The sequence below is a fragment of the Novosphingobium sp. ZW T3_23 genome (genome assembly GCF_044987305.1).
Classification (GTDB): Bacteria; Pseudomonadota; Alphaproteobacteria; order Sphingomonadales; family Sphingomonadaceae; genus Novosphingobium.
Genome location: NZ_JBJDRF010000010.1, coordinates 1 through 19,540, shown reverse-complemented (window position 1 = coordinate 19,540; position 19,540 = coordinate 1). Strand labels below are relative to the sequence as shown.

Sequence of the window (19,540 nt, the reverse complement as noted above, 5' to 3'; positions counted from 1 at the left end):
TCAATTTTCGTACCCTGAAACGTTATGCCAAATTACCGGCCAAATTGCAGGCGAGCCATATTTCGGAGACGCAAGAGCCACGAAATCAGTTGCCAGCCACCTGTCAAAGGGGCCATTGCCTAACCCCCCGAAATCGGTAGCCCTCTTCATATGATTGTTCTCAAGCCGGTCAAGTCGTTACTCATGGCGCCGCTCTGGATATTCCAGCTGGGCACCTCGGCTAAGAGTTTTCTCGACAATCCCCTGCTTGGTTCGCAGCGTCTGAACCGTCTTGGCCTGCACCGGGCGCGGGTGCGTCTGGCGGGAGCGCTCTGTGCGTGGCGGCGGCGGCGGCTGGCGCGCAAAGTGCGGGCCGACTGGCGCGAGGCCTTCGATCGCGACGGCTTCGTGGCGATCGAGAACGTGATCCCGGCGGAGCAGTTTGCGCCGCTGCGCGCCGCCATCCTCGGATACGAAGGCGAGGCGCGGGAGATGCGGCAGGGCGATGCGATCACGCGCCGTCTCGCGATCGATCCTGCGATGCTGCGGTCCATCCCCGAACTGCGCCGCCTGCTGGAGCGCGACGATCTCAAGGCGTTGTTCCACTACGTCGCGGGGTTCCGCATCGCGCCCTTGCACTATGTGCAGACCATCGTGACGCATGATGCCAGCAACGAAGCGGACCCCCAGGAATCGCTTCATGCCGATGCGTTTCACTCCTCGCTGAAATCCTGGCTGTTCCTGAACCCGGTTCCGGCCGACGAGGCGCCCTTCACTTTCGTGCCGGGCTCGCATCGGCTGACCCCGGCGCGCCTCGATTGGGAGTATCGCCGCAGCCTTGCCGATCCTCGGGAGATCGACCGCCTTTCGGCCCGCGGGTCGCCGCGCGTGCGGCAGGACGACCTTTCCGAAATGGAGTTGCCGCAGCCGCGCCCCATGGCTGTCGCGGCGAATACCCTGGTCGTGGCCGACACCCTGGGTTTTCACGCCCGAGGGGGCTCGGTGCGCCCGATCGAGCGGGTGGAGATATGGTCCTACAGCCGGCGCAATCCCTTCGTCCCCTGGCTGGGGGGCGATCTGCTGAGCATTCCGGGCCTGGCCGAGCGCCGAGTCGGCTGGCTCTGGGCGCTGCGGGACCGGTTCGAAAGCGTCGCCGGCCAGCCCTGGCGCAGCGTTGGTCGGCGCCGCGCGATAGATGCGCCCAACTGAAACGGCGCACGTGTCTTCATGATATTGTTGTTGCCGGAAGGTAACAGTTTAATTGTGAAACTATAGCTTCCCGCTACTTGCCGGCGCTTGTGCTAATTTTGCGACAGGTCGAGGAAATCAGGGATATCGTGGGGTTTACATAAGAGGCCGTGCTGCGTAGCACAAAATCGCGGACTGTGCGCACGTACAACAGTTCATGTCAGAACTGTGGCGTTGTGCACTGCGGCCAGCAAGGTGTAGGCGATGCGCGATAATCGAAAGCACGCGACCAGGGGGTTTAAGTTGTCGAATTCGGTCGTCCCGATCACCGTCGGGGCCAGCAATCTCATTATATCCCGAGCACGCGAAGTCATCGATATCGAGGCCCGCACCCTGGATAACCTGGCTGCATCGCTGGGCACAAGCTTCACCAAGGCCTGCCAGCTGCTTGCCGGGGCAACCGGGCGGATCGTCGTGGCCGGCGTGGGCAAGTCGGGGCACATCGCGCGCAAGATCGCAGCTACGCTCTCCGCCACGGGTTCGCCCGCGATGTATCTCCATCCCGGTGAAGCCGCGCACGGCGATCTCGGCATGGTGGTCGAAGGTGACGTAGTGCTGGCGATCTCCAACTCGGGGAATACCGCCGAACTTCAGGTTCTGTTCGATCATGTCGAACGCTGCGGCATTCCCGTGGTGGGCATGACCTCCTACGCCGATTCGCTGGTCGAGCGCCGGTCCGACGTCTGCATCCTGCTGCCCGTCGCTACCGAGGCCTGCCCTTCCAATATCGCGCCCACCAGCTCGACCACCCAGCAGCTTGCGCTGGGCGATGCGATCGCCATGGTGCTCATGGACATGCAGGGCGTCTCCAAGGAAAGCCTCAAGGCGCTTCATCCGGGCGGCTCGATCGGTTTGCGGCTGGCTTCGGTCAGCCAGCTCATGCACGGCAGCGACAAGCTGCCGCTGGTCGATCTCGACCTGCCGATGGACGACGTCATCACCTGCATGACCTCGATGGGCTTCGGCATCGCCGGCGTGGTCGATGCTGCGGGCCGACTGGTGGGCATCATCACCGACGGCGACCTGCGGCGGCATTTCAAGATGCTGGACCAGGTCCGCGCGCGTGAGGTGATGACGCCGCGACCCAAGATGTTGCGTGCCGACATGGCGGCCGAGGATGCCTTGCGCTTCCTCAACGATGCCCAGATCACCTGCGCCTTCGTCGTCGGAGAAGACGGCCCGCGCTGCGCCGTCGTCGAGGACGAGCTGGTGGCCACAATCAACCAGATTCCGATCGGCATCATCCATCTCCACGATTTCCTGCGCTCGGGGCTGAGCTGAACCTTTGACTTCCTCCAGTTTTGCAATCGTCATCCCGGCGCGCTTCGCGTCGAGCCGCTATCCCGGCAAGCCGCTCGTAAGGCTGACCGGTGCAACCGGCGAAGAACGCAGCCTGATCCGCCGCAGCTGGGATTGCGCCATGAGCGTGCCCGGCTCGGCCGGCGTCTGGGTGGCCACCGATGACAATCGGATCGCCGCCGAAGTGGAAAGCTTCGGCGGGCAGGTCGTCATGACCTCCCCGGACTGCGCCAATGGCACCGAACGCTGTGCCGAGGCGATCGCCACGCTGGGACCGATCGCCGATGTCGTCGTCAACCTTCAGGGGGACGCACCGCTGTCCCCGGCGGGCGTCGTTCCCGCGCTGGTGGAACGACTGCACCAGGATCCAGAGGCGATCATGGCCACGCCGGCGGTGCGTGCCTCGCGTTCGGTTTACGAGCATCTCGTGCAGGATCAGGCCGAGGGCCGCGTGGGCGGCACTACGGCCGTGATTGACGGGCGCGGGCGTGCGCTTTATTTCTCGAAGCGCGTGCTGCCCTATCTTCCGGCGGAAGCCGCCGCGCGGGAGTTTCCGCCGGTCCATCTGCATCTCGGGCTCTATGCCTATCGCCGCGAGGCGCTGGAACGCTACGTGGCCGCACCTGCATGCGAGCTGGAGCTGCTGGAGGGCCTGGAGCAGCTGCGCTTCCTCGATCTTGGCCTGCCGGTCTCGGTGGTGACGCTCGATCCGCTGTCGTGGGACGCGATCGAACTGAACAATCCCGGCGACAAACCGGTGATCGAGCGTATTCTCCAGGAACGCGGGATCGCCTGAGGCAGGGCCGAAGGCGAAGCCGGATTTTGGCCCGCGCCCGCCCCCTTCCTCTCAGTCGATGTCCAGCGGCGGGAAGCCCTTGACCAGCTGGTCTATGGCCTGAACCTGCTCCAGATAGGCGCGCAAGCGGTCTAGCGGCAGCGCGCAGGGGCCGTCGCAGAGCGCTTTGTCAGGATCGGGGTGCGCTTCCAAAAACAGTCCCGCGATGCCCAGCGCCATGCCCGCGCGGGTGAGGGCGGCAGCCTGGGTGCGGCGACCATCGGCGCTGTCCGTTCGCCCACCCGGTCGCTGAAGCGCATGGGTGGCATCGAAGACGACCGGCGCCATGGCCTTCATCTCGTCCATCCCCAGCATGTCGACCACCAGGTTGTTGTACCCGAACGATGAGCCGCGCTCGCAGAGCAGCACGCGGCCGTTGCCGGCGTCCTCGCACTTGCGGATGATGTGGCGCATTTCCTGAGGAGCCAGGAACTGCGGCTTCTTCACGTTGATGACCTTGCCGGTGCGGGCGAGGGCGACCACCAGATCGGTCTGGCGTGCCAGGAAAGCGGGAAGCTGGAGGATATCGGCCACTTCGGCCACGGCTTCGGCCTGGAAAGGCTCATGAACGTCGGTCAGGACCGGAACGCCGAACCGTTCCTTCACTTCGGCCAGGATCTTCATGCCTTCGTCCAGGCCCGGTCCCCGGAACGATGAGATCGAGGAGCGGTTCGCCTTGTCGAAGCTGGCCTTGAACACATAGGGAATGCCGAGTTCGCCCGTCACCCGCACGAATTCGGCGGCCACGTCCATCACCGCCTCGCGGCTCTCCATGACGTTCATCCCGCCGATCAGCACGAAAGGCCGGTCGTTGGCGAAAGTCAGGTTCGGGAGCAGGGAAACGGAGGGAATCATGTCTGGCATTCTGTCCTCGTGATGCAGGCGGTGGGCCGTCGCCGGGGGGAAGGCCGGCGTCAAGTGGTTTCCGCCTCTTCGCCCTGACGCCCATCGATCACCCGAACTGTGGTTTTCGAGCGATCGAGGCTTCGCGAGCGCGGCAAGGGAGGCTATTCAGGAAGCCTCATCCCTCCTTCCCGTCACGAGGATATTTCATGCCCCATCCCATAGGCATCGACATGCGCACGGTCGCGGGCATGGGCCCCATCGATCACGTTCGCCTTGCCGCCGAGATGGGCTGCAAGGCGGTATCGATGGGCCTTCAGCAGACGGGCCGGTCCAGTCGCTACGCCCCCTGGTCGCTGCGCGAGGATGCGGCGCTTCGGCGTGAGGTGAGGGCGGCCCTCTCCGACGGTGGGCTGCGCATCGGCCTGGGCGAGGGGATCAACGGTTCTGCCGATATCGCGCCAGACGATCACGCGGGCGACCTCGACCTTTTCGCCGAACTGGGCACCCGCCGTATCGGCGCGCGCGACAACGGGCTCGAACGGGATCGGGCTTTCGACTACATGGCCCGTCTGGCCGAAATGACGCGCGAACGCGACATGGATTTCGCCTTCGAATTCTCGCCGGTCATGACCTTCCGCAACTTGCAGGAGGCGCTCGCGCTGGTGGCGCACATCGGGCAGGACCGGGTCAGCGTGACGGTGGATGCCATGCACTTCTTCCGCACCGGCGGAAAGGCGCGGGAACTGGCGGAACTCGATGCGGCGCTGATCGGTCATGTCCGTCTCTGCGACGGTCTGCTCAAAGGCGAGGGAGACTACGCGGCCGAGATCGAAACCGGCCGGCTGATTCCCGGCGAGGGCGAGCTGCCGCTGCGCGAATTCGTCGATGCACTGCCGCGCGGGAAGACGCTGGGGCTGGACCTGTCGCTTCCGCAAGCCGGGCTGGGCGTCGAGGCTGCGCGCGACTATCTGGTGGAAGTCGTTGCCCGCACGCGCGCCCTGCTGGCCTGAAACCGGTGCCTGACACCAGCGGGGCCGAAGATTCACCGCGAATCGGCCAGGATCATCTCCGCGCCTTTCTCGGCGATCATCATGGTGGGGGCATTGGTATTGCCCGAGGTGATCGTCGGCATCACCGAGGCATCGACGACGCGCAGGCGGTCGATGCCCGAGACGCGCAGGCGGGCATCCACAACGCTCCCCATCGCCGCCGTGCCCACCGGATGGAAGATGGTGGTGCCGATGGCTGCGGCAGCGCGGCGCAAGTCTTCCTCGGTGGTGAGGTCCGATCCGGGGCGCAGTTCCTCGGGGGCGTAGCGGGCCAGCGCCGGCCGAGCGACGATCTCCCGCGTCAGGCGGATCGACTGGGCGGCAACCGCGCGATCTTCCTCGGCCGAGAGATAGTTCGGGCGGATGCTGGGCGGCGCGGCGGGATCGCGTCCGGTCACATGGGAGCTGCCCCGGCTCTCGGGGCGCAAGTTGCAGACGCTGGCGGTGAAAGCGGGGAATGGGTCCAGTGCACCGCCGAAGGCTTCGAGGCTGAGCGGCTGAACGTGATATTCGAGGTTGGGCGTGGCGTAGCGCGGGTGACTGCGGGTGAAGACGCCGAGCTGGCTGGGCGCCATGGCCATGGGGCCGCTGCGCCGCAGGGCATATTCGAGCCCGATCAGCGCCTTGCCGAAGAGATTCGCGGCGCGCTGGTTCAGCGTGGGCACCCCGGCGACGCGCCAGGCGCAGCGCAGTTGCAGGTGGTCCTGAAGATTCTCGCCTACGCCGGGGAGTTCCACCAGCGTGTCCATGCCGAGGCCCGATAGCCGGGCCCCGCTGCCCACTCCGCTCCGCTCCAGAATGGCGGGTGAGCCGATGGCGCCCGCCGAGAGCACCACTTCGGCCCGCGCGCGCACCGTCCGCGTCTGGCCTCCCAGGGAATAGATTACGCCCGTTGCCCGACCGTCCTCGATCAGGATGCGATCGACGCTGGCGCCCGTTTCCACTTTCAGGTTCGCACGGCTGCGCACCGGCTTCAGGAAGGCGTCGGCCGCGCTCCACCGCCAGCCGCCGCGCTGGGTGACCTGGAAGAAGCCCGATCCTTCGTTGTCTCCCCGGTTGAAGTCGGAAACCTCGGGAATGCCCTGCTGGCTACACGCTTCCTGAAAGGCTTCGAGAATGGCCCAGCGCAGTCGCTGCTTCTCCACGCGGATTTCCCCGCCGCTGCCATGGAAGGGACCGGCGCCTCCGTAGTGATCCTCGGCGCGGGTGAAGTAGGGCAGCACGTCTTCCCAACCCCAGCCGAGCGCTCCGGTCTGGCGCCAGTGATCGTAGTCGGCGGCCTGCCCGCGCATGTAGATCATGCCGTTGATCGAGGAACTGCCGCCGAGGACGCGGCCGCGCGGATACTTGAGGCTGCGGCCGCCCAGCCCTTCCTCGGCATCGGTGGAGAGGCACCAGTCGGTGCGGGGATTGCCGATGCAGTAGAGATAGCCCACCGGAACGCGGATCCAGATGTAATCGTCCTTGCCGCCCGCTTCGAGCAGGAGCACGCGGCGGCGCGGGTCCGCGCTCAGCCGATTGGCGAGCACGCATCCGGCGCTTCCACCGCCTACGACGATGTAATCGAACTCTCCCATGACCATGGGCTAGGCCGGGGGCCGGCCGCGATCAAGCATTCCGGAATTTCGATGCGAAACCCGCCCCTGCGATGGCGCTGAGCGGTGGCCGCAAGTCCAGCCGGAAGGTGACTGGGAAAAGTTTCAGTCTCGGATCATTAAATTCCTGCAACACTCTGTCATCCGTCTCGAACATGGCGAATACACCCGCCACCGAACGCAGTATCGGACGAGTAAGGAAGGGCGCGCAGGCGCCATTCGTACGGGGCCGTCGATGCAGGGGATCGATCTTTCGTCGGGGGGCGATGATCGATCCGGGGCGGGAGCGCGGCCATTCCGCGCTCGGGACACGCTTCCATCGACGGCTCATTTTTTCCGTTCTACGGGGCCGCCTGGGCGGGCTGCTGGACATTGGCCGGCGTCAGGTGATGGGGGTCGGGGCGGCTCCAAACGCCGATGGAAAGCCAAAGGATCACGATGGCGATCGCGAAGACCCCGAAGATGGCCGCCAGGATATGGGGCAATATCGGCAGTGTCGCGCTGGTCGTGTTGCGGGGCGCCGGCAAGAAATCGCCGTCGCCGATGTCGGTTGAGCCAGCGTGAGCCGGAATCGTATCGAACTGATCCTGCATACCGTTCGCATCCTCTTCGCAGAAGATTCCCCGCCGTCTTGAGACGGCGTCGGTTCTTCTCGTTTCTCCCGAAGACAGATCACGGCAAGATCGGCTTGCAAGCAAGCGAATTATGCGATCAGGGTGCAGATCGAAGTTTAGAACTCAGCCTCCCAAGGCGTGTTCCTCGGCCGTCACCGGATGGCCCTGGGGAGGGGGCTGTTCCCACCAGGCTCTGGAAATCCAGATCGCGGACATCGCCAGTATCGCAAGAATGAGGCTGGCCAGCAGGACGTAGCGCACGATGTGGGGCGTGCTGCCCGATCGGGCTTCGTCCTCGTCCAGATGAACTTCATCGCCGACGCGTTGCATCTCGACTCTCCCGTGGCCCGAAGTCATGCCCGAAGTCTGGGGAGCGGCTGCACGGCCGCTATGCAATAAGGGCCAATGGTCGAGAACGCGCGGAACCGGGTTTCGGTTCCCGCCCTGATCTTACGCGTCGTTGTCTTGCAGGAGGCGCAGGGTCCGATCGTCGCGTCGTCCCTCGAAAAAGCCCTCCAGCGCGCGGGAGAAGCGTTCTCCACCACCCCCCGCCTTTAACCCAGCCGCCTCGAACAGCGTCATGGAACTGCGGAATTTAAGGGCATCAAGTTCGCCGAGGATGGCGGAGGCGTCCCGCGTGCCAAGCCAGGCGAGCATCAGATCGGTGCATTGATCGAGGCGCGCCTTCAGCAACGGCTCGGCAAGGTAGGCGCGTGCTTCGGCCATGCCGTCGATCGCATAGCGACGCGAGGTCTCGCTTTGCCCAAGGCCGGCCACTTGCGGAAAGACGTACCAGATCCAGTGGCTGCGCTTGCTGCCTTGCTCCAGCTCGGCGACGACGCGGTCGTAGTCGTGCGACTGGGCTTCTATGAACCGCGCCAGCCCGGTCATCGGTCAGCTTCCGCCGGGGGACGTATTGCCGTTACGGGGCGGTTCGGGGCTCTGGACTCCGGGCTGTTCCCGTGGATCGACATCGCCGCGCTGCACTGCCTCGCGCGTATCGGCCGGGCCGCCGGTATCGTCGGGCGCCTTGACCGCGCCGAATATCCAGATCGCCGACATCGCCACCACGGCAAGCACCAGGCTGATGAGCAGGACGTAACGGACGACATTGGGCGTCGCGCCGGCACGGGCATCGGTCTTCTCGACGTGGATTTCCTCGCCACGGGTTTCCATGGGCATCTCCCGGTTCTCGGCGGCGGCATGACTGTCCGCGGCCGTTCTTCCGGGATCAACGCGTGACGACCGGGGCCGTTCCGAAGCCGTAGATGCAGCGAAGGGGCCGGATGCGATTGCATCCGGCCCCTTCGTCATGCCGCAGTCGGGATGATCAGGCGCAATGATCAGTCGCGCAGCAGTTCGTTGATGCCGGTCTTCGAGCGGGTCTGCGCGTCCACCGTCTTGACGATCACCGCGCAGTAGAGCGACGGTCCGGGGGTGCCGTCCGGCAGCGGCTTGCCGGGCAGCGAGCCGGGGACCACGACCGAATAGGGCGGCACCTTGCCGATGTGGACTTCGCCGGTCGCGCGGTCGACGATCTTGGTCGAAGCGCCAAGGTAGACGCCCATCGAGAGCACCGCGCCTTCGCCCACGACGACGCCTTCGGCCACTTCCGAACGGGCGCCGATGAAGCAGTTGTCCTCGATGATCACCGGGCCGGCCTGGAGCGGCTCAAGCACGCCGCCGATGCCGACGCCGCCCGAGATGTGGACGTTCTTGCCGATCTGGGCGCAGGAACCGACGGTGGCCCAGGTGTCGACCATGGTGCCTTCGCCGACATAGGCGCCGATGTTCACGAAGCTGGGCATCAGCACCACGCCCTTCGAGATGAAGGTGCCGCGGCGGGCGACGGCGCCCGGAACCACGCGGAAGCCGGCCTTGCGGAAGTCCTCGTCGGCCCAGCCGTCGAACTTGACCGGCACCTTGTCGAAGGCAGGCGCGCCGCCGGCGCCGTGGGCGACCGGGGCGTTGTCGTTCAGCCGGAACGAGAGCAGCACGGCCTTCTTGAGCCACTGGTTGACCTTCCAGCCACCCTGACCGTCCGGCTCCGCGACGCGGGCGGCGCCCGATTCGATGAGGCCGAGCGCTTCATCGACGAGCTTGCGCACATCGGCGCTGGCAGGGGTGACGGTGTCGCGCGCATCCCAGGCGGCTTCGATCGCGGTTTCGAGTTCGGACATGTTCGCGTCTCCAGAAGGTCGGCCAAAAGGCAGGTTTGCAGGCGCGCCTAGAGGGTGCGAGGGGGAAGGACAAGAAAGAAGGACGCGATGGGGATAAGCAGGGCAGCCGGTTTACATGGCGTGTTTGAAAAATGCTCCGGAGGGCATTTTCCTTACGGGACTCCCGTTCGCTAACTCTGGAAGGCTCTCTTCAACGCACCGGCGTGAGCTTGGCCGAATCGATGTGCCAGCGCAGCTGGCCCGGCGTGGCGCCGTCCACGTCGTTCACCCGCCGGACCACGTAAGTGCCGCGAAAGCGTTGCCGGGTGCCGTCATCCAGCGTGGCATCCACCGTCACTGGAACAGGCTGGTAGATCGAACCCGCGCCCGCGTCGCCCGGCGCCAGCGTGCCGATGGTGACGTGGGTGGAGCGGGTATCGGCAAACCCGGCAGCGAAGCGGTCCATCGTCTGGTTCGGCGGGCCGTCGTCGCCCCACTGCTGCCAGGCCGTGCCGAAATCGCGGGCATTGAGCGCGGAATAATAGCGTTCGACGACGGCGGCGGCGGCTTCCTTGCTCTTGGGGTCGATCCGGCACTCCGGCATCGGATCGCCCTTGGAAGCGAACAGCGAGCAGCTACGGGCGATCTCGTCCTCGATCATCGCGCAGCTGTTGGCGACATTGCAGGGCGGGCGCGTGGCGGGAGACACCTGTCGGCAGAGGTCGGCGCGTTTCTGGGCGGCGGTGGCACCGATCTCGTCCGCGCAGGAAAGCGGCCCGGCGTCCGCCTTGGCGGACGGCGTCGTGGCGGGCGCTTCGGTGGAAGCGGGCGCTATGCTGGCGTCGGCCTGGGTGGCAGGCGCGGGCGTGGTCGCTTCCTCCTTCGGGGACGGACCGCAGGCGCCGAGGGCAAGCAGGCAGACCCAGGGGAGGATGCGCCCCGATAACATTCGTCGTGCGGTCATGATCGTCTTCCCTTTCTGGCTCCTCTGGGCCTTTCCTCGGCTATCTACGCACGAGGAAGGCGCAAGTGCCCGCCGGAAAGACAAAACCTCGTCAGGGTGCCATGAGTTCGCGCACGAAGCCGATGAGTCCGGTCTGGCGGGCACGGCGCATGCGTTCGGCGGCGAGGATCTTTTTCACCTTTTCGAAGCAGGCTTCGATGTCGTCGTTCACCACGACATAGTCGTAGCCGTCCCAATGGCTGATTTCCGAGCGGGCGCGTTCCATGCGTGCGGCGATCACTTCCATCGAATCGGTGCCCCGCCCGGTCAGGCGGCGACGCAGTTCGTCGATGCTCGGCGGGAGCAGGAACACCCGGACGACGTCGCGCTCCAGCTTCTGGTAGAGCTGCTGCGTGCCCTGCCAGTCGATGTCGAAGAGATAGTCCTGCCCGTCCTTCAGGCCGGCCTTCACCTGCGCCTTCGGCGTTCCGTAGCTGTGCCCGAAGACATGCGCCCATTCCAGGAACTCGCCTTCATCGACCATGCGGTCGAACTCGGCCTTGCTGACGAAGTAGTAGTCCTTGCCGTCCACTTCGCCGGGACGCGGCGCGCGTGTGGTGCAGGAAACCGAGTTGCAGATGTGCGAATCGTGTTCGAGCAACATGCGCGAAATCGTCGTCTTGCCCGCGCCGGAGGGCGAGGACATGATGAGCATGAGGCCGCGCCGGGAGAGCGTGTCGGCGGGATTGTCCGGAGAATTGACCATGTGCCCCGATGCCGCCAGCAGGCGCGCAAATCAAGGGGGTGCATTTCCGTCGTCCCGGACTTGATCCGGGACCGCTGGCGGTCTTCAGGCGCAAGGTGGCGGCAGGGCGCTCTGCTTCGAGATGGGCTGGTCACGGCCAGCGGTCCCGGATCAAGTCCGGGACGACGTCACTTCGTGTTTACGAGGTCACTTCGCGATCATTTGGTGAGCGTCGGCACCAGATCCGATTCGCCTTCGCCTTCTTCCGCCATGTCCGTGATCTGGCTTTCGCCGCGCGCCCGTTCCTTGCGCGCCCTGCTGCGTTCGAACAGCGTCTTCGCGGCAAGCCCGCCGACCACCAGGGCGGCACCGGGAACCGATCCCAGGGCCATGCGGGCGATCATGGTATGGACCATGGACTGAGTGAAGGAGCGCCCGCGCAGGATCTGCTTGGCTTTCTCCGGGGTATAGCGCTTGCCGAGCAGGGCATGCTCCATCGCGCGCCGGGCGATGAAGGTGCCTCCGCGCAAGGCGATGTCGGCGATGGCAAGGTTGGTGGCGGTGTTCGGACTGGGGCCGCTGAGGGTAACGGCCCTGTCCTTTGCTTTCGCGGCAGTGTCCTTGGCCTTGGCGGCAGTGTTCTTCACTGCCGCGCCAGCCTTGCTCACGCCTTTCCCGACGCTTTTTCCCAGTTTCGCGGGGACTCTGGTGACGCCCATGGATCTTTCTTTCCCGGGCCTTTGCCTGCCCGCCTTACTTCTTCTTGCCGAAATCGACCGAAACGACGTTCGATCCGTCTTCGCTGGGAGTAATGCGCGAGGCAACGTCGCGTTCCGAATCGTTCTCCGGGGCGGAAAGCTCGTCTTCCTCGTCGTCATCGGACATGGCCTGGAACTGGAGGCCGAAATCCACCGCCGGGTCCACGAAGGCGGTGATCGCGGAGAAGGGGATCACCAGCTTGGCCGGGAGCTGGTTGAAGCTCAGGCTCACGGTGAAACCGTCTTCGCGCACCGCCAGATCCCAGAACTTGTTCTGGAGGACGATGGTCATCTCGTCCGGGAACCTGGCCCGTAGCTCGGCAGGGATGGACACCCCCGGCGCTCCGGTCTTGAAGGTGATGTAGAAGTGGTGGTTCCCCGGCAGGATGCCGTTTCCGGCTTCGACCTGGCCGAGAACGCGGCCCACGACGGCGCGCAGGGCCTCCTGCACGATCTCGTCGTAGGGGATAAGGCTGTCTGGTGGCGTATCGTTCATCGCGCCCTTGGTGCTCATGCTTCCAGTGTCGGTCAAGCGGCTTAAAGCGTAAAATAGCACGTTCCGACGGGTTTTCCCTAGGTCGTTTGGATCGAGTGCGACCGAAGATTACTTAGGAAACGCTTTTCACGCACACTTGGTGCCGCGTGGAATTGATTCCCTGACGCACAGGTCTATAGGCCCTGCCATGCGCACCGCCTCGATCATCCGCAAGACTCACGAGACCGACATCGCCGTGGAGGTGAACCTCGACGGCACGGGGGCCTATCAGGTTTCCACCGGGATCGGCTTCCTCGACCATATGATCGAGCAGTTCAGCCGCCATTCGCTGATCGACATCGCCTGCCGCATCAAGGGCGACCTTCATGTGGACCAGCACCACACTACGGAAGACAGTGCCATCGCCATCGGCCAGGCGATCAGCCAGGCGCTGGGCGACCGCGCGGGGATCGGCCGCTACGGCGATGTCCATTCGCCGATGGACGAGGCACTCAGCCGCGTCTCGCTCGACATTTCGGGCCGGCCCTGGCTGGTGTGGAAAGCGGGCTTCACGCAGGACAAGCTGGGCGAGTTCGACACCGAGATGGTGGAACACTGGTTTCACTCGATCGCGCAGGCCGTGGGCATCACCCTGCATATCGAGCTTCTCTACGGCACCAACAATCACCACATCTGCGAAGGCATCTTCAAGGGCTTTGCCCGCGCGATGCGCACCGCCGTCGAACTGGACCCGCGCAAGGGCGGGGCGATCCCTTCGACCAAGGGCATTCTCGGACAGGAATCGCTGTAATGGCCAGCTTCATCATCTCCCTTCGCTACACCGCTCCGATCGAGGATGTGGACGGCCTGCTGGCGGACCATGTCGCCTGGCTGAGGGGCAACCACGCCGCTGGCCATTTCCTGGGCTGGGGCCGCAAGGTGCCGCGTGACGGCGGGCTGATCCTGGCGCGGGGCGAAAGCCGCAATGCCGTGGAACTGCTGGCCGCCGAAGATCCTTTCGTGGCGGGCGGCGTTGCCGAGTTCGAAGTGATCGAATGGGCGCACGGTTTCCTGGACGACAGCATCGCCGGTCTCGCTGGATGACCCTGGCGCTGATCGACTACGGCGCGGGCAACCTCTATTCGGTCGCCAATGCGCTGCGGGCGGCCGGTGCGGAGAACGTGGTCGTCACCGCCAATCCCGACGTCGTGCGCGCGGCGGACCGCATCGTCCTGCCGGGTGTCGGTTCCTTCCGGTCCTGCGCCGAAGGCCTCTGGGGCATTCGGGGCATGGTGGAGGCGATGACGGAGCGCGTCCATGTCGGCGGCGCGCCGTTCCTGGGCATCTGCGTGGGCATGCAGCTCCTCGCCACGCGCGGGCTTGAGCACGGCGTGACGCGCGGGCTGGACTGGGTCGGCGGGCAAGTGCAGCGCATCGAGCGCACCGATCCCGCCATCAAGATACCGCACATGGGCTGGAACGACGTTTCGCTGGGCCGCAAGGATCCCGCGCAGGGGCTGATCGAGCCCGGCGAGGCCTATTTCCTGCATTCCTACCACTTCCAGCCCGACGATGGCGCGCATGTAGCGGCGATGACCGACCATGGCGGCGGCCTTGTCGCCGCAGTGGCCAAGGACAATGTCGTGGGCGTGCAGTTCCACCCCGAAAAGAGCCAGGCCTACGGCCTCGGCCTGCTTTCCCGTTTCCTAGAATGGAAGCCCTGAGATGATCGTTTTTCCCGCCATCGACCTCAAGCAGGGGCAGGTCGTGCGTCTTGCCGAAGGCGACATGGATCGCGCCACCGTCTATGGTGACGATCCCGCCGCGCAGGCCATGCTCTTTGCCGAAGCGGGTTCGCAATATCTCCACGTCGTCGATCTCGACGGCTCCTTCGCGGGCCGGGCCGAGAACCGCGAGGCAGTGGAGGCGATTCTCGAAGCGTTCCCCGGCCACGTCCAGCTCGGCGGCGGCATCCGCACGCGTGAAGCCGTGGCGGGCTGGTTCGATCTCGGCGTCTCGCGTATCGTCATGGGCACGGCGGCGCTGAAGGATCCGCAGTTCGTCAAGGACATGGCGCGCGAGTATCCGGGCGGCATCGTCGTCGCGGTGGACGCGCGCGACGGCATGGTCGCGACCGAGGGCTGGGCGGAAGTTTCCGACGTCTCGATCGTCGACATGGCCCGCCGTTTCGAAGACGCGGGCGTGGCCTCGCTGCTCTTCACCGACATCGGCCGCGACGGCCTGCTCAAGGGCTGCAACATCGACGCCACCGTCGATCTCGCCCGCCGCACCGACCTGCCGGTGATCGCCAGCGGCGGCGTGAAGGGCCTCGACGACATTCGCCTGCTGGCGGTGCACGCGAACGACGGCATCGAGGGCGTCATCACCGGACGGGCGCTCTACGACGGCCGCCTCGACCTTGCCGCCGCGATCGCGATGGCGGAGAAGGCGTGAACGAGAACCGCCTCGTCGCCGTCATGGCGCTGGCGATCTTCGTGCCGGGCGCGATCTTTGCCCTGCGCGACTTCCGCAAGGGCAGGGCACGGCTCATGCTGTTCAGCCGCGCACGCTCGAAAGTGGAGGCGGCGCGCGATGAGAACCCGCGCAAGTTCTGGGGCTACACCGCGTTCAACTTCGCCGTCTGCCTGACGGTCGGCGTGTTCTGCGTGCTGTTGTTCTTCAAGCCGGTGGAGTGAACTCATGACAGTCCGTATCCGCGTCATTCCCTGCCTCGACGTCGCCAATGGCCGCGTCGTGAAAGGCGTGAACTTCGTCGATCTCATCGACGCCGGCGATCCGGTGGAGCAGGCCCGTGCCTATGACGCGGCCGGGGCGGATGAACTGTGCTTCCTCGATATTTCCGCCAGCCACGAAGGGCGCGGCACTCTGCTCGACGTGGTCCAGCGCACCGCCGAAGTCTGCTTCATGCCGCTGACCGTCGGCGGCGGCGTGCGCACGGCAGAGGACGCACGCGCGTTGCTGCTGGCCGGTGCGGACAAGGTGGCGGTCAATTCCGCCGCCGTCTCTCGCCCCGAAGTCGTGGCGGACATCGCCGAGAAGTTCGGCTCGCAGTGCATCGTCGCCTCGGTGGACGCGCGCAAGGTTTCGCCCGGAAAGTGGGAAATCTTCACGCACGGTGGCCGCAAGGCGACCGGGATCGACGCGCTGGAGCATGCCGTGAAGCTGGCAGACTACGGCGCGGGCGAACTGCTCGTCACCTCGATGGACGGCGACGGCACGCAGAACGGCTACGACCTCGAACTCACGCGGCTGATAGCCGAGAGCGTCTCGGTGCCGGTGATCGCCAGCGGCGGGGTGGGCAATCTCGATCACCTGGTGGCCGGCGTGACCGAAGGCAGGGCCAGCGCGGTGCTGGCCGCCTCGATCTTCCACTTCGGCAAGCATTCGATTGCGGAGGCCCACGCGGCACTGCGCTCGGCCGGTTTGCCGGCGCGGGGGTAGGGTGCCGCTCACGTCGTCCCGGACTTGATCCGGGACCGCTGGCAATACTTTAGGCGCCCCACCGCGAGCGCGGCGCGGCCCGGACAGCGGTCCCGGATCAAGTCCGGGACGACGATTCTCGCAAAGTCTGCACCATCGACCGCCCCGGATCGGGACAGGCGCCGATGCGCACTTGTCGTTTCCCGCAGCGGCGGCAATGGTCGCCTTATCAGTCGCGCAGGAGTATTCCGTGCATCGCTACCCCATCGCTACCCTGGCGATGATCCTCGCCCCCGTGCCTGCGTTCGCGGCCGATGCCACCCGCTTGCCGGAGCCGAGCGGGCTGTTCCTGCTGGCGATGGGCGTGGCCGGCGTGGTGATCGGTCGGCAGTTTTCGTCCAAACGCAAGGACTGACCCCCCCCCGCCGGGTTCGACGCGCTTGACCGCATCGCCCTTGCGCCGCATGGGCATGGCATGAGCAGCCCCGACACTCTCGCCCGCCTTGAAGCCACGATCGCCGCCCGCCGCGCCGCCGATCCCGACAGCAGCTACGTCGCCAAGCTCCATGCGCGGGGCCTCGGCAAGATCGCGCAGAAGCTGGGCGAGGAGGCCACCGAAACCGTGATCGCCGCCCTCACCGAGGACGACAAGGCGCTCACCGGCGAAGCGGCCGACCTGATCTTCCACCTCATGGTGCTGCTTGGCGCGCGCGACTTGCCGTTGGCCGACGTGCTGGCCGAACTGGACCGCCGCGAGGGCGTCTCGGGCATTGCCGAAAAGGCTGCCCGCCCCAGGGACTGAGCCTCCAGCCCATCGTTTTCGACTCTCCGGGAGACACCGATGCCGATCGACCCCAAGCTGCCCTACGACGAGAACAACATCTTCGCGAAGATCCTGCGCGGCGAGCTGACGTGCAGCAAGGTCTACGAGGACGACTTCGCGCTGGCCTTCAACGACATCCGCCCGCAGGCACCGGTCCATGTGCTGGTGATCCCCAAGGCCGCCTATGTCTCGTGGGACGACTTCACCGCCAAGGCGGACGATGGCGAAATCGCCGGGTTCATGAGGGCCGTGGGCCATGTCACGCGGCAGTTGGAACTCGACGAGCCGGGTTATCGCCTGATGGTCAATATGGGCACCAACGGCCATCAGGAAGTGCCGCATCTCCATGTGCACATTTTCGGCGGCCGCCAGTTCTTCCAGATGATCGCGGAGTAAGCAGGGCGGGCAAACCCCGCCGTCCCGGACTTGATCCGGGGCCGCTGGCAATGCTGCGCCCAGCCCGAGGAGAGGCGCTGCCTGCCCGCCCTGCACGCAAGGTTTCGCGGCTCGGACAGCGGTCCCGGATCAAGTCCGGGATGACGCTCCAGCCCGCTGGAGCTGCAATCGTGGCGCAATTAACCGTCGATTCGCCCGCCCACGCGGGATAAGTGCGACGAGTGGATTGCGCTGCGCCCGCTGCCCGCTACACAACCTGACGGCATGAGCAGCGATCCTCTTCCCCCCAGCGGCGTCCTCGACGGGCCGCTTCACCGCTATGCGCTTCGCGTGTTCTACGAGGACACCGACGCGGGCGGGGTGGTCTATCATGCCAATTACATCCGCTGGTTCGAACGGGCCCGCTCCGACCTGCTCGACCTGCTGGGCATCGACCAGCGCGCTGCGTTGGAATCCGGGGAAGGGCTCTACACCGTCGCGGAAGTGAACATTCGTTACCTTTCGCCCGCGCGCCTCGGGGACGGGGTGGTGATCGATACCCATGCGCTTCAGGTCGGCCGCGTGAGCTGCACCCTTCGCCAGGTGGCCCGGCGCGGAGAAATTCGTCTTGCCGAGGCCACGGTAAAGGTCGGGTTCATCGGTCCTGAAGGACGACCGCGCAAACAGCCCGCCGCCTGGCAACACGCTTTCGCCTCGCTCATGCAAGAGCATCCGAGAGGACAAGAATGACTTTTGAACTGCTCGCCTCCGCCGTCACCATCGGCAGCGATTCCAACCACCTCAATCCGGTGACGCTGTTCCTCCACGCCGATATCGTCGTGCAGTCGATCATGGCAGGGCTGATCCTGGCGAGCGTCTGGGTCTGGGCCATCATCATCAGCTTCATGCTGCGCATCGGCAGTCTCAACCGCAAATGTGCCGAATACGAGGAAGGCTTCTGGGAAGCCCAGAACTTCGAGGCCTACCAGAAGGAACGCCGTCGTGGCGACGTTCCCATGGGCAAAGTCGCGGGAGCGGGCCTGGCCGAATGGCGCCGCAATGCCGCCATGCCCAAGTTCGATCCTGACGGCGCGCGCGAGCGTATCGCCCTGGCCATGACCTCCTCGGTGGGCGAGGAGAGCGACCGCATCTCCAACCGTCTCAATTTCCTGGCGACAGTGGGCTCGGTGGCACCCTTCGTCGGTCTGTTCGGCACCGTCTGGGGCATCATGAACAGCTTCTTCCAGATCGGCCAGCAGCAGAATTCCTCGCTCGCGGTGGTCGCGCCCGGCATTTCGGAGGCGCTGTTCGCCACCGCCATCGGCCTGTTTGCGGCCATCCCGGCGGTGATCGCCTACAACCGTTTCTCGCACCGCGTGAACCTGTTCGAGTCGCGCCTCCAGCGTTTCGCCGATCGCCTGCACTCCGCGCTCACGCGTGAGCTGGAGCAGCGCTGATGGGCATGGGGGGTTCCGGCGGCGTTTCCGGCGGCGGCAGGCGAGGCGGGCGCCGCAGCGGCGGCGGACGCACGCCGATGGCCGAAATCAACGTGACGCCGCTGGTCGACGTCATGCTGGTGCTGCTGATCATCTTCATGGTCACCGCGCCGCTGCTCAAGGCGGCCGTGCCGATCGAACTGCCCGACAGCCGCGCCAAGGCGATGAGCGAGGAGCAGGACCAGATCACGATCTCGATCCAGCGCGACGGCACCGTCTATTACGAAACCGAAGCGCTCGCGCCGGGCGAACTGACCGAACGCCTTGCCTCGGTGCCGGACGGCGCCGACGGCCGCAAGCCGCAGGTCACCCTGCGCGCCGACAAGGCCCTCGACTATGGCCGGGTCGTCGACGTGATGGGCGAACTGAACCACGCCGGTTTCACCTCGATCTCGCTGGTGACGGGTGTCAGCAGCGGTTCAGGCGGCTGAGTTAGGCTGGCACGATGGCAATGCTGGGATTGCGCAAGGACGAGGGGCTGGGGCTCACGCTGGCGGTCGCGCTGCACGTTGCGGTGCTGGCGGTCATAGTGCTGCGTCCCGCGCAGACCGATGTCGTGAAGCCGCCGCAGCGCATCGAGGTGACGCTGAGCGATCAGGTCGGCATGACCTCGACTTCGCCCGATCCGTTCAGCCAGGCCGCGCCGGATATCGCGCCGGAACTGGGCGAAGCGGCGCCGCCTCCGGCCCCGGCTCCCGATCCGGAACCGCTGCCTCAGCCTGAACCGGTTCCGCCTCCTCCGGCTCCCGCGCCACGTCCGCAGCCGCAGCCGCCCAGGCCGCGGCCTCAACCGGCTCCCAAGCCTGCGCCGCCGAAACCAGCGCCTCCGAAGCCGAAACCGGCGCCGCCCAAGCCTGCTC

Annotated in this window: 27 protein-coding genes and 1 pseudogene; 17 read left to right on the top strand and 11 right to left on the bottom strand. The window is 65.8% G+C overall.

The window, feature by feature from the left end; translation table 11 throughout:
- Positions 1-150 precede the first annotated feature (150 nt).
- The 3 genes from ACI3K3_RS07965 to ACI3K3_RS07955 all read left to right on the top strand — a co-directional run bounded on the left by ACI3K3_RS07965 (position 151) and on the right by ACI3K3_RS07955 (position 3,322).
- Positions 151-1,188, top strand: a complete 1,038-nt coding sequence (locus ACI3K3_RS07965) for a phytanoyl-CoA dioxygenase family protein (protein WP_404913068.1) — start codon at positions 151-153, stop codon at positions 1,186-1,188.
- A gap of 282 nt (positions 1,189-1,470) precedes the next feature.
- Positions 1,471-2,508, top strand: a complete 1,038-nt coding sequence (locus tag ACI3K3_RS07960) for an SIS domain-containing protein (protein WP_404913067.1) — start codon at positions 1,471-1,473, stop codon at positions 2,506-2,508.
- A 4-nt stretch (positions 2,509-2,512) separates the two neighbouring features.
- Complete coding sequence (locus tag ACI3K3_RS07955) at positions 2,513-3,322, top strand: 3-deoxy-manno-octulosonate cytidylyltransferase (protein ID WP_404913066.1); 810 nt, start codon at positions 2,513-2,515, stop codon at positions 3,320-3,322.
- Between the two features lie 51 nt (positions 3,323-3,373).
- On the opposite strand, the gene kdsA is transcribed toward ACI3K3_RS07955, so the two are convergent.
- Positions 3,374-4,216: a 3-deoxy-8-phosphooctulonate synthase gene (gene kdsA / locus ACI3K3_RS07950; protein WP_404913146.1), complete on the bottom strand. Its 843-nt coding sequence runs from the start codon at positions 4,214-4,216 to the stop codon at positions 3,374-3,376.
- 197 nt (positions 4,217-4,413) lie between these two features.
- Between kdsA and ACI3K3_RS07945 the strand changes: the two genes are divergently transcribed.
- The gene (locus tag ACI3K3_RS07945) at positions 4,414-5,217 is read left to right on the top strand and encodes a sugar phosphate isomerase/epimerase family protein (protein ID WP_404913065.1); all 804 of its coding nucleotides are present in this window, start codon (positions 4,414-4,416) and stop codon (positions 5,215-5,217) included.
- 32 nt (positions 5,218-5,249) lie between these two features.
- Here ACI3K3_RS07945 and ACI3K3_RS07940 read toward each other — a convergent pair whose 3' ends face one another.
- The 10 genes from ACI3K3_RS07940 to ACI3K3_RS07895 form a co-directional block, all read right to left on the bottom strand.
- Positions 5,250-6,833 (bottom strand): GMC family oxidoreductase, encoded by a 1,584-nt coding sequence (locus ACI3K3_RS07940; RefSeq protein ID WP_404913064.1) that lies wholly within the window; start codon positions 6,831-6,833, stop codon positions 5,250-5,252.
- A gap of 359 nt (positions 6,834-7,192) precedes the next feature.
- On the bottom strand, positions 7,193-7,444 hold the full coding sequence (locus ACI3K3_RS07935; RefSeq protein WP_404913063.1) for a hypothetical protein: 252 nt from the start codon (positions 7,442-7,444) through the stop codon (positions 7,193-7,195).
- A 144-nt stretch (positions 7,445-7,588) separates the two neighbouring features.
- Entirely contained in the window at positions 7,589-7,795 is a 207-nt protein-coding gene (locus ACI3K3_RS07930; RefSeq protein WP_313440367.1) for a hypothetical protein, read from the bottom strand.
- A gap of 120 nt (positions 7,796-7,915) precedes the next feature.
- Positions 7,916-8,356 (bottom strand): DUF1810 domain-containing protein, encoded by a 441-nt coding sequence (locus ACI3K3_RS07925; RefSeq protein ID WP_404913062.1) that lies wholly within the window; start codon positions 8,354-8,356, stop codon positions 7,916-7,918.
- 3 nt (positions 8,357-8,359) lie between these two features.
- Positions 8,360-8,641, bottom strand: coding sequence for a hypothetical protein (locus ACI3K3_RS07920; protein WP_404913061.1), 282 nt, complete (start codon positions 8,639-8,641; stop codon positions 8,360-8,362).
- Positions 8,642-8,808: 167 nt separating this feature from the next.
- Positions 8,809-9,645, bottom strand: a complete 837-nt coding sequence (gene dapD, locus ACI3K3_RS07915; protein ID WP_404913060.1) for a 2,3,4,5-tetrahydropyridine-2,6-dicarboxylate N-succinyltransferase — start codon at positions 9,643-9,645, stop codon at positions 8,809-8,811.
- A 190-nt stretch (positions 9,646-9,835) separates the two neighbouring features.
- The gene (locus ACI3K3_RS07910) at positions 9,836-10,588 is read right to left on the bottom strand and encodes a hypothetical protein (protein WP_404913059.1); all 753 of its coding nucleotides are present in this window, start codon (positions 10,586-10,588) and stop codon (positions 9,836-9,838) included.
- 91 nt (positions 10,589-10,679) lie between these two features.
- Positions 10,680-11,333 (bottom strand): guanylate kinase, encoded by a 654-nt coding sequence (gmk, locus tag ACI3K3_RS07905; protein WP_313440356.1) that lies wholly within the window; start codon positions 11,331-11,333, stop codon positions 10,680-10,682.
- A gap of 197 nt (positions 11,334-11,530) precedes the next feature.
- Entirely contained in the window at positions 11,531-11,980 is a 450-nt protein-coding gene (locus tag ACI3K3_RS07900; RefSeq protein ID WP_404913058.1) for a hypothetical protein, read from the bottom strand.
- An 85-nt stretch (positions 11,981-12,065) separates the two neighbouring features.
- Positions 12,066-12,566, bottom strand: a complete 501-nt coding sequence (locus tag ACI3K3_RS07895) for a ClpXP protease specificity-enhancing factor SspB (RefSeq protein ID WP_313440407.1) — start codon at positions 12,564-12,566, stop codon at positions 12,066-12,068.
- Between the two features lie 187 nt (positions 12,567-12,753).
- On the opposite strand from ACI3K3_RS07895, the gene hisB reads away from it, so the two are divergent.
- The 13 genes and pseudogenes from hisB to ACI3K3_RS07830 form a co-directional block, all read left to right on the top strand.
- On the top strand, positions 12,754-13,356 hold the full coding sequence (hisB, locus tag ACI3K3_RS07890; protein WP_021233127.1) for an imidazoleglycerol-phosphate dehydratase HisB: 603 nt from the start codon (positions 12,754-12,756) through the stop codon (positions 13,354-13,356).
- Positions 13,356-13,649: a YciI family protein gene (locus ACI3K3_RS07885; RefSeq protein WP_404913057.1), complete on the top strand. Its 294-nt coding sequence runs from the start codon at positions 13,356-13,358 to the stop codon at positions 13,647-13,649. Before hisB ends, ACI3K3_RS07885 begins: the two co-directional genes overlap by 1 nt.
- On the top strand, positions 13,646-14,269 hold the full coding sequence (gene hisH / locus ACI3K3_RS07880; protein ID WP_404913056.1) for an imidazole glycerol phosphate synthase subunit HisH: 624 nt from the start codon (positions 13,646-13,648) through the stop codon (positions 14,267-14,269). The genes ACI3K3_RS07885 and hisH overlap by 4 nt, the downstream gene beginning before the upstream one ends.
- Position 14,270: 1 nt before the next feature.
- Complete coding sequence (gene hisA, locus ACI3K3_RS07875; RefSeq protein ID WP_404913055.1) at positions 14,271-14,999, top strand: 1-(5-phosphoribosyl)-5-[(5-phosphoribosylamino)methylideneamino]imidazole-4-carboxamide isomerase; 729 nt, start codon at positions 14,271-14,273, stop codon at positions 14,997-14,999.
- Positions 14,996-15,241: a hypothetical protein gene (locus ACI3K3_RS07870; protein WP_404913054.1), complete on the top strand. Its 246-nt coding sequence runs from the start codon at positions 14,996-14,998 to the stop codon at positions 15,239-15,241. The genes hisA and ACI3K3_RS07870 overlap by 4 nt, the downstream gene beginning before the upstream one ends.
- 4 nt (positions 15,242-15,245) lie before the next feature.
- On the top strand, positions 15,246-16,007 hold the full coding sequence (gene hisF / locus ACI3K3_RS07865) for an imidazole glycerol phosphate synthase subunit HisF (protein WP_404913053.1): 762 nt from the start codon (positions 15,246-15,248) through the stop codon (positions 16,005-16,007).
- A gap of 229 nt (positions 16,008-16,236) precedes the next feature.
- Positions 16,237-16,401 carry a PEP-CTERM sorting domain-containing protein gene (locus ACI3K3_RS07860; RefSeq protein WP_404913052.1) on the top strand — a complete coding sequence of 55 codons (165 nt, stop codon included), beginning with the start codon at positions 16,237-16,239 and terminating at the stop codon, positions 16,399-16,401.
- Positions 16,402-16,461: 60 nt separating this feature from the next.
- Positions 16,462-16,788 carry a phosphoribosyl-ATP diphosphatase gene (locus ACI3K3_RS07855; RefSeq protein WP_404913051.1) on the top strand — a complete coding sequence of 109 codons (327 nt, stop codon included), beginning with the start codon at positions 16,462-16,464 and terminating at the stop codon, positions 16,786-16,788.
- Between the two features lie 39 nt (positions 16,789-16,827).
- Positions 16,828-17,205, top strand: a complete 378-nt coding sequence (locus ACI3K3_RS07850; protein WP_404913050.1) for a histidine triad nucleotide-binding protein — start codon at positions 16,828-16,830, stop codon at positions 17,203-17,205.
- 264 nt (positions 17,206-17,469) lie between these two features.
- A complete protein-coding gene (locus ACI3K3_RS07845; RefSeq protein ID WP_313440335.1) occupies positions 17,470-17,934 on the top strand; it encodes a YbgC/FadM family acyl-CoA thioesterase in 465 nt (154 codons plus the stop codon).
- Positions 17,931-18,641: a protein TolQ gene (gene tolQ, locus ACI3K3_RS07840; protein WP_404913049.1), complete on the top strand. Its 711-nt coding sequence runs from the start codon at positions 17,931-17,933 to the stop codon at positions 18,639-18,641. The genes ACI3K3_RS07845 and tolQ overlap by 4 nt, the downstream gene beginning before the upstream one ends.
- Complete coding sequence (locus ACI3K3_RS07835) at positions 18,641-19,111, top strand: ExbD/TolR family protein (protein ID WP_404913048.1); 471 nt, start codon at positions 18,641-18,643, stop codon at positions 19,109-19,111. Before tolQ ends, ACI3K3_RS07835 begins: the two co-directional genes overlap by 1 nt.
- 14 nt (positions 19,112-19,125) lie before the next feature.
- Positions 19,126-19,540, top strand: a pseudogene (locus ACI3K3_RS07830) (hypothetical protein); the annotation flags it as partial.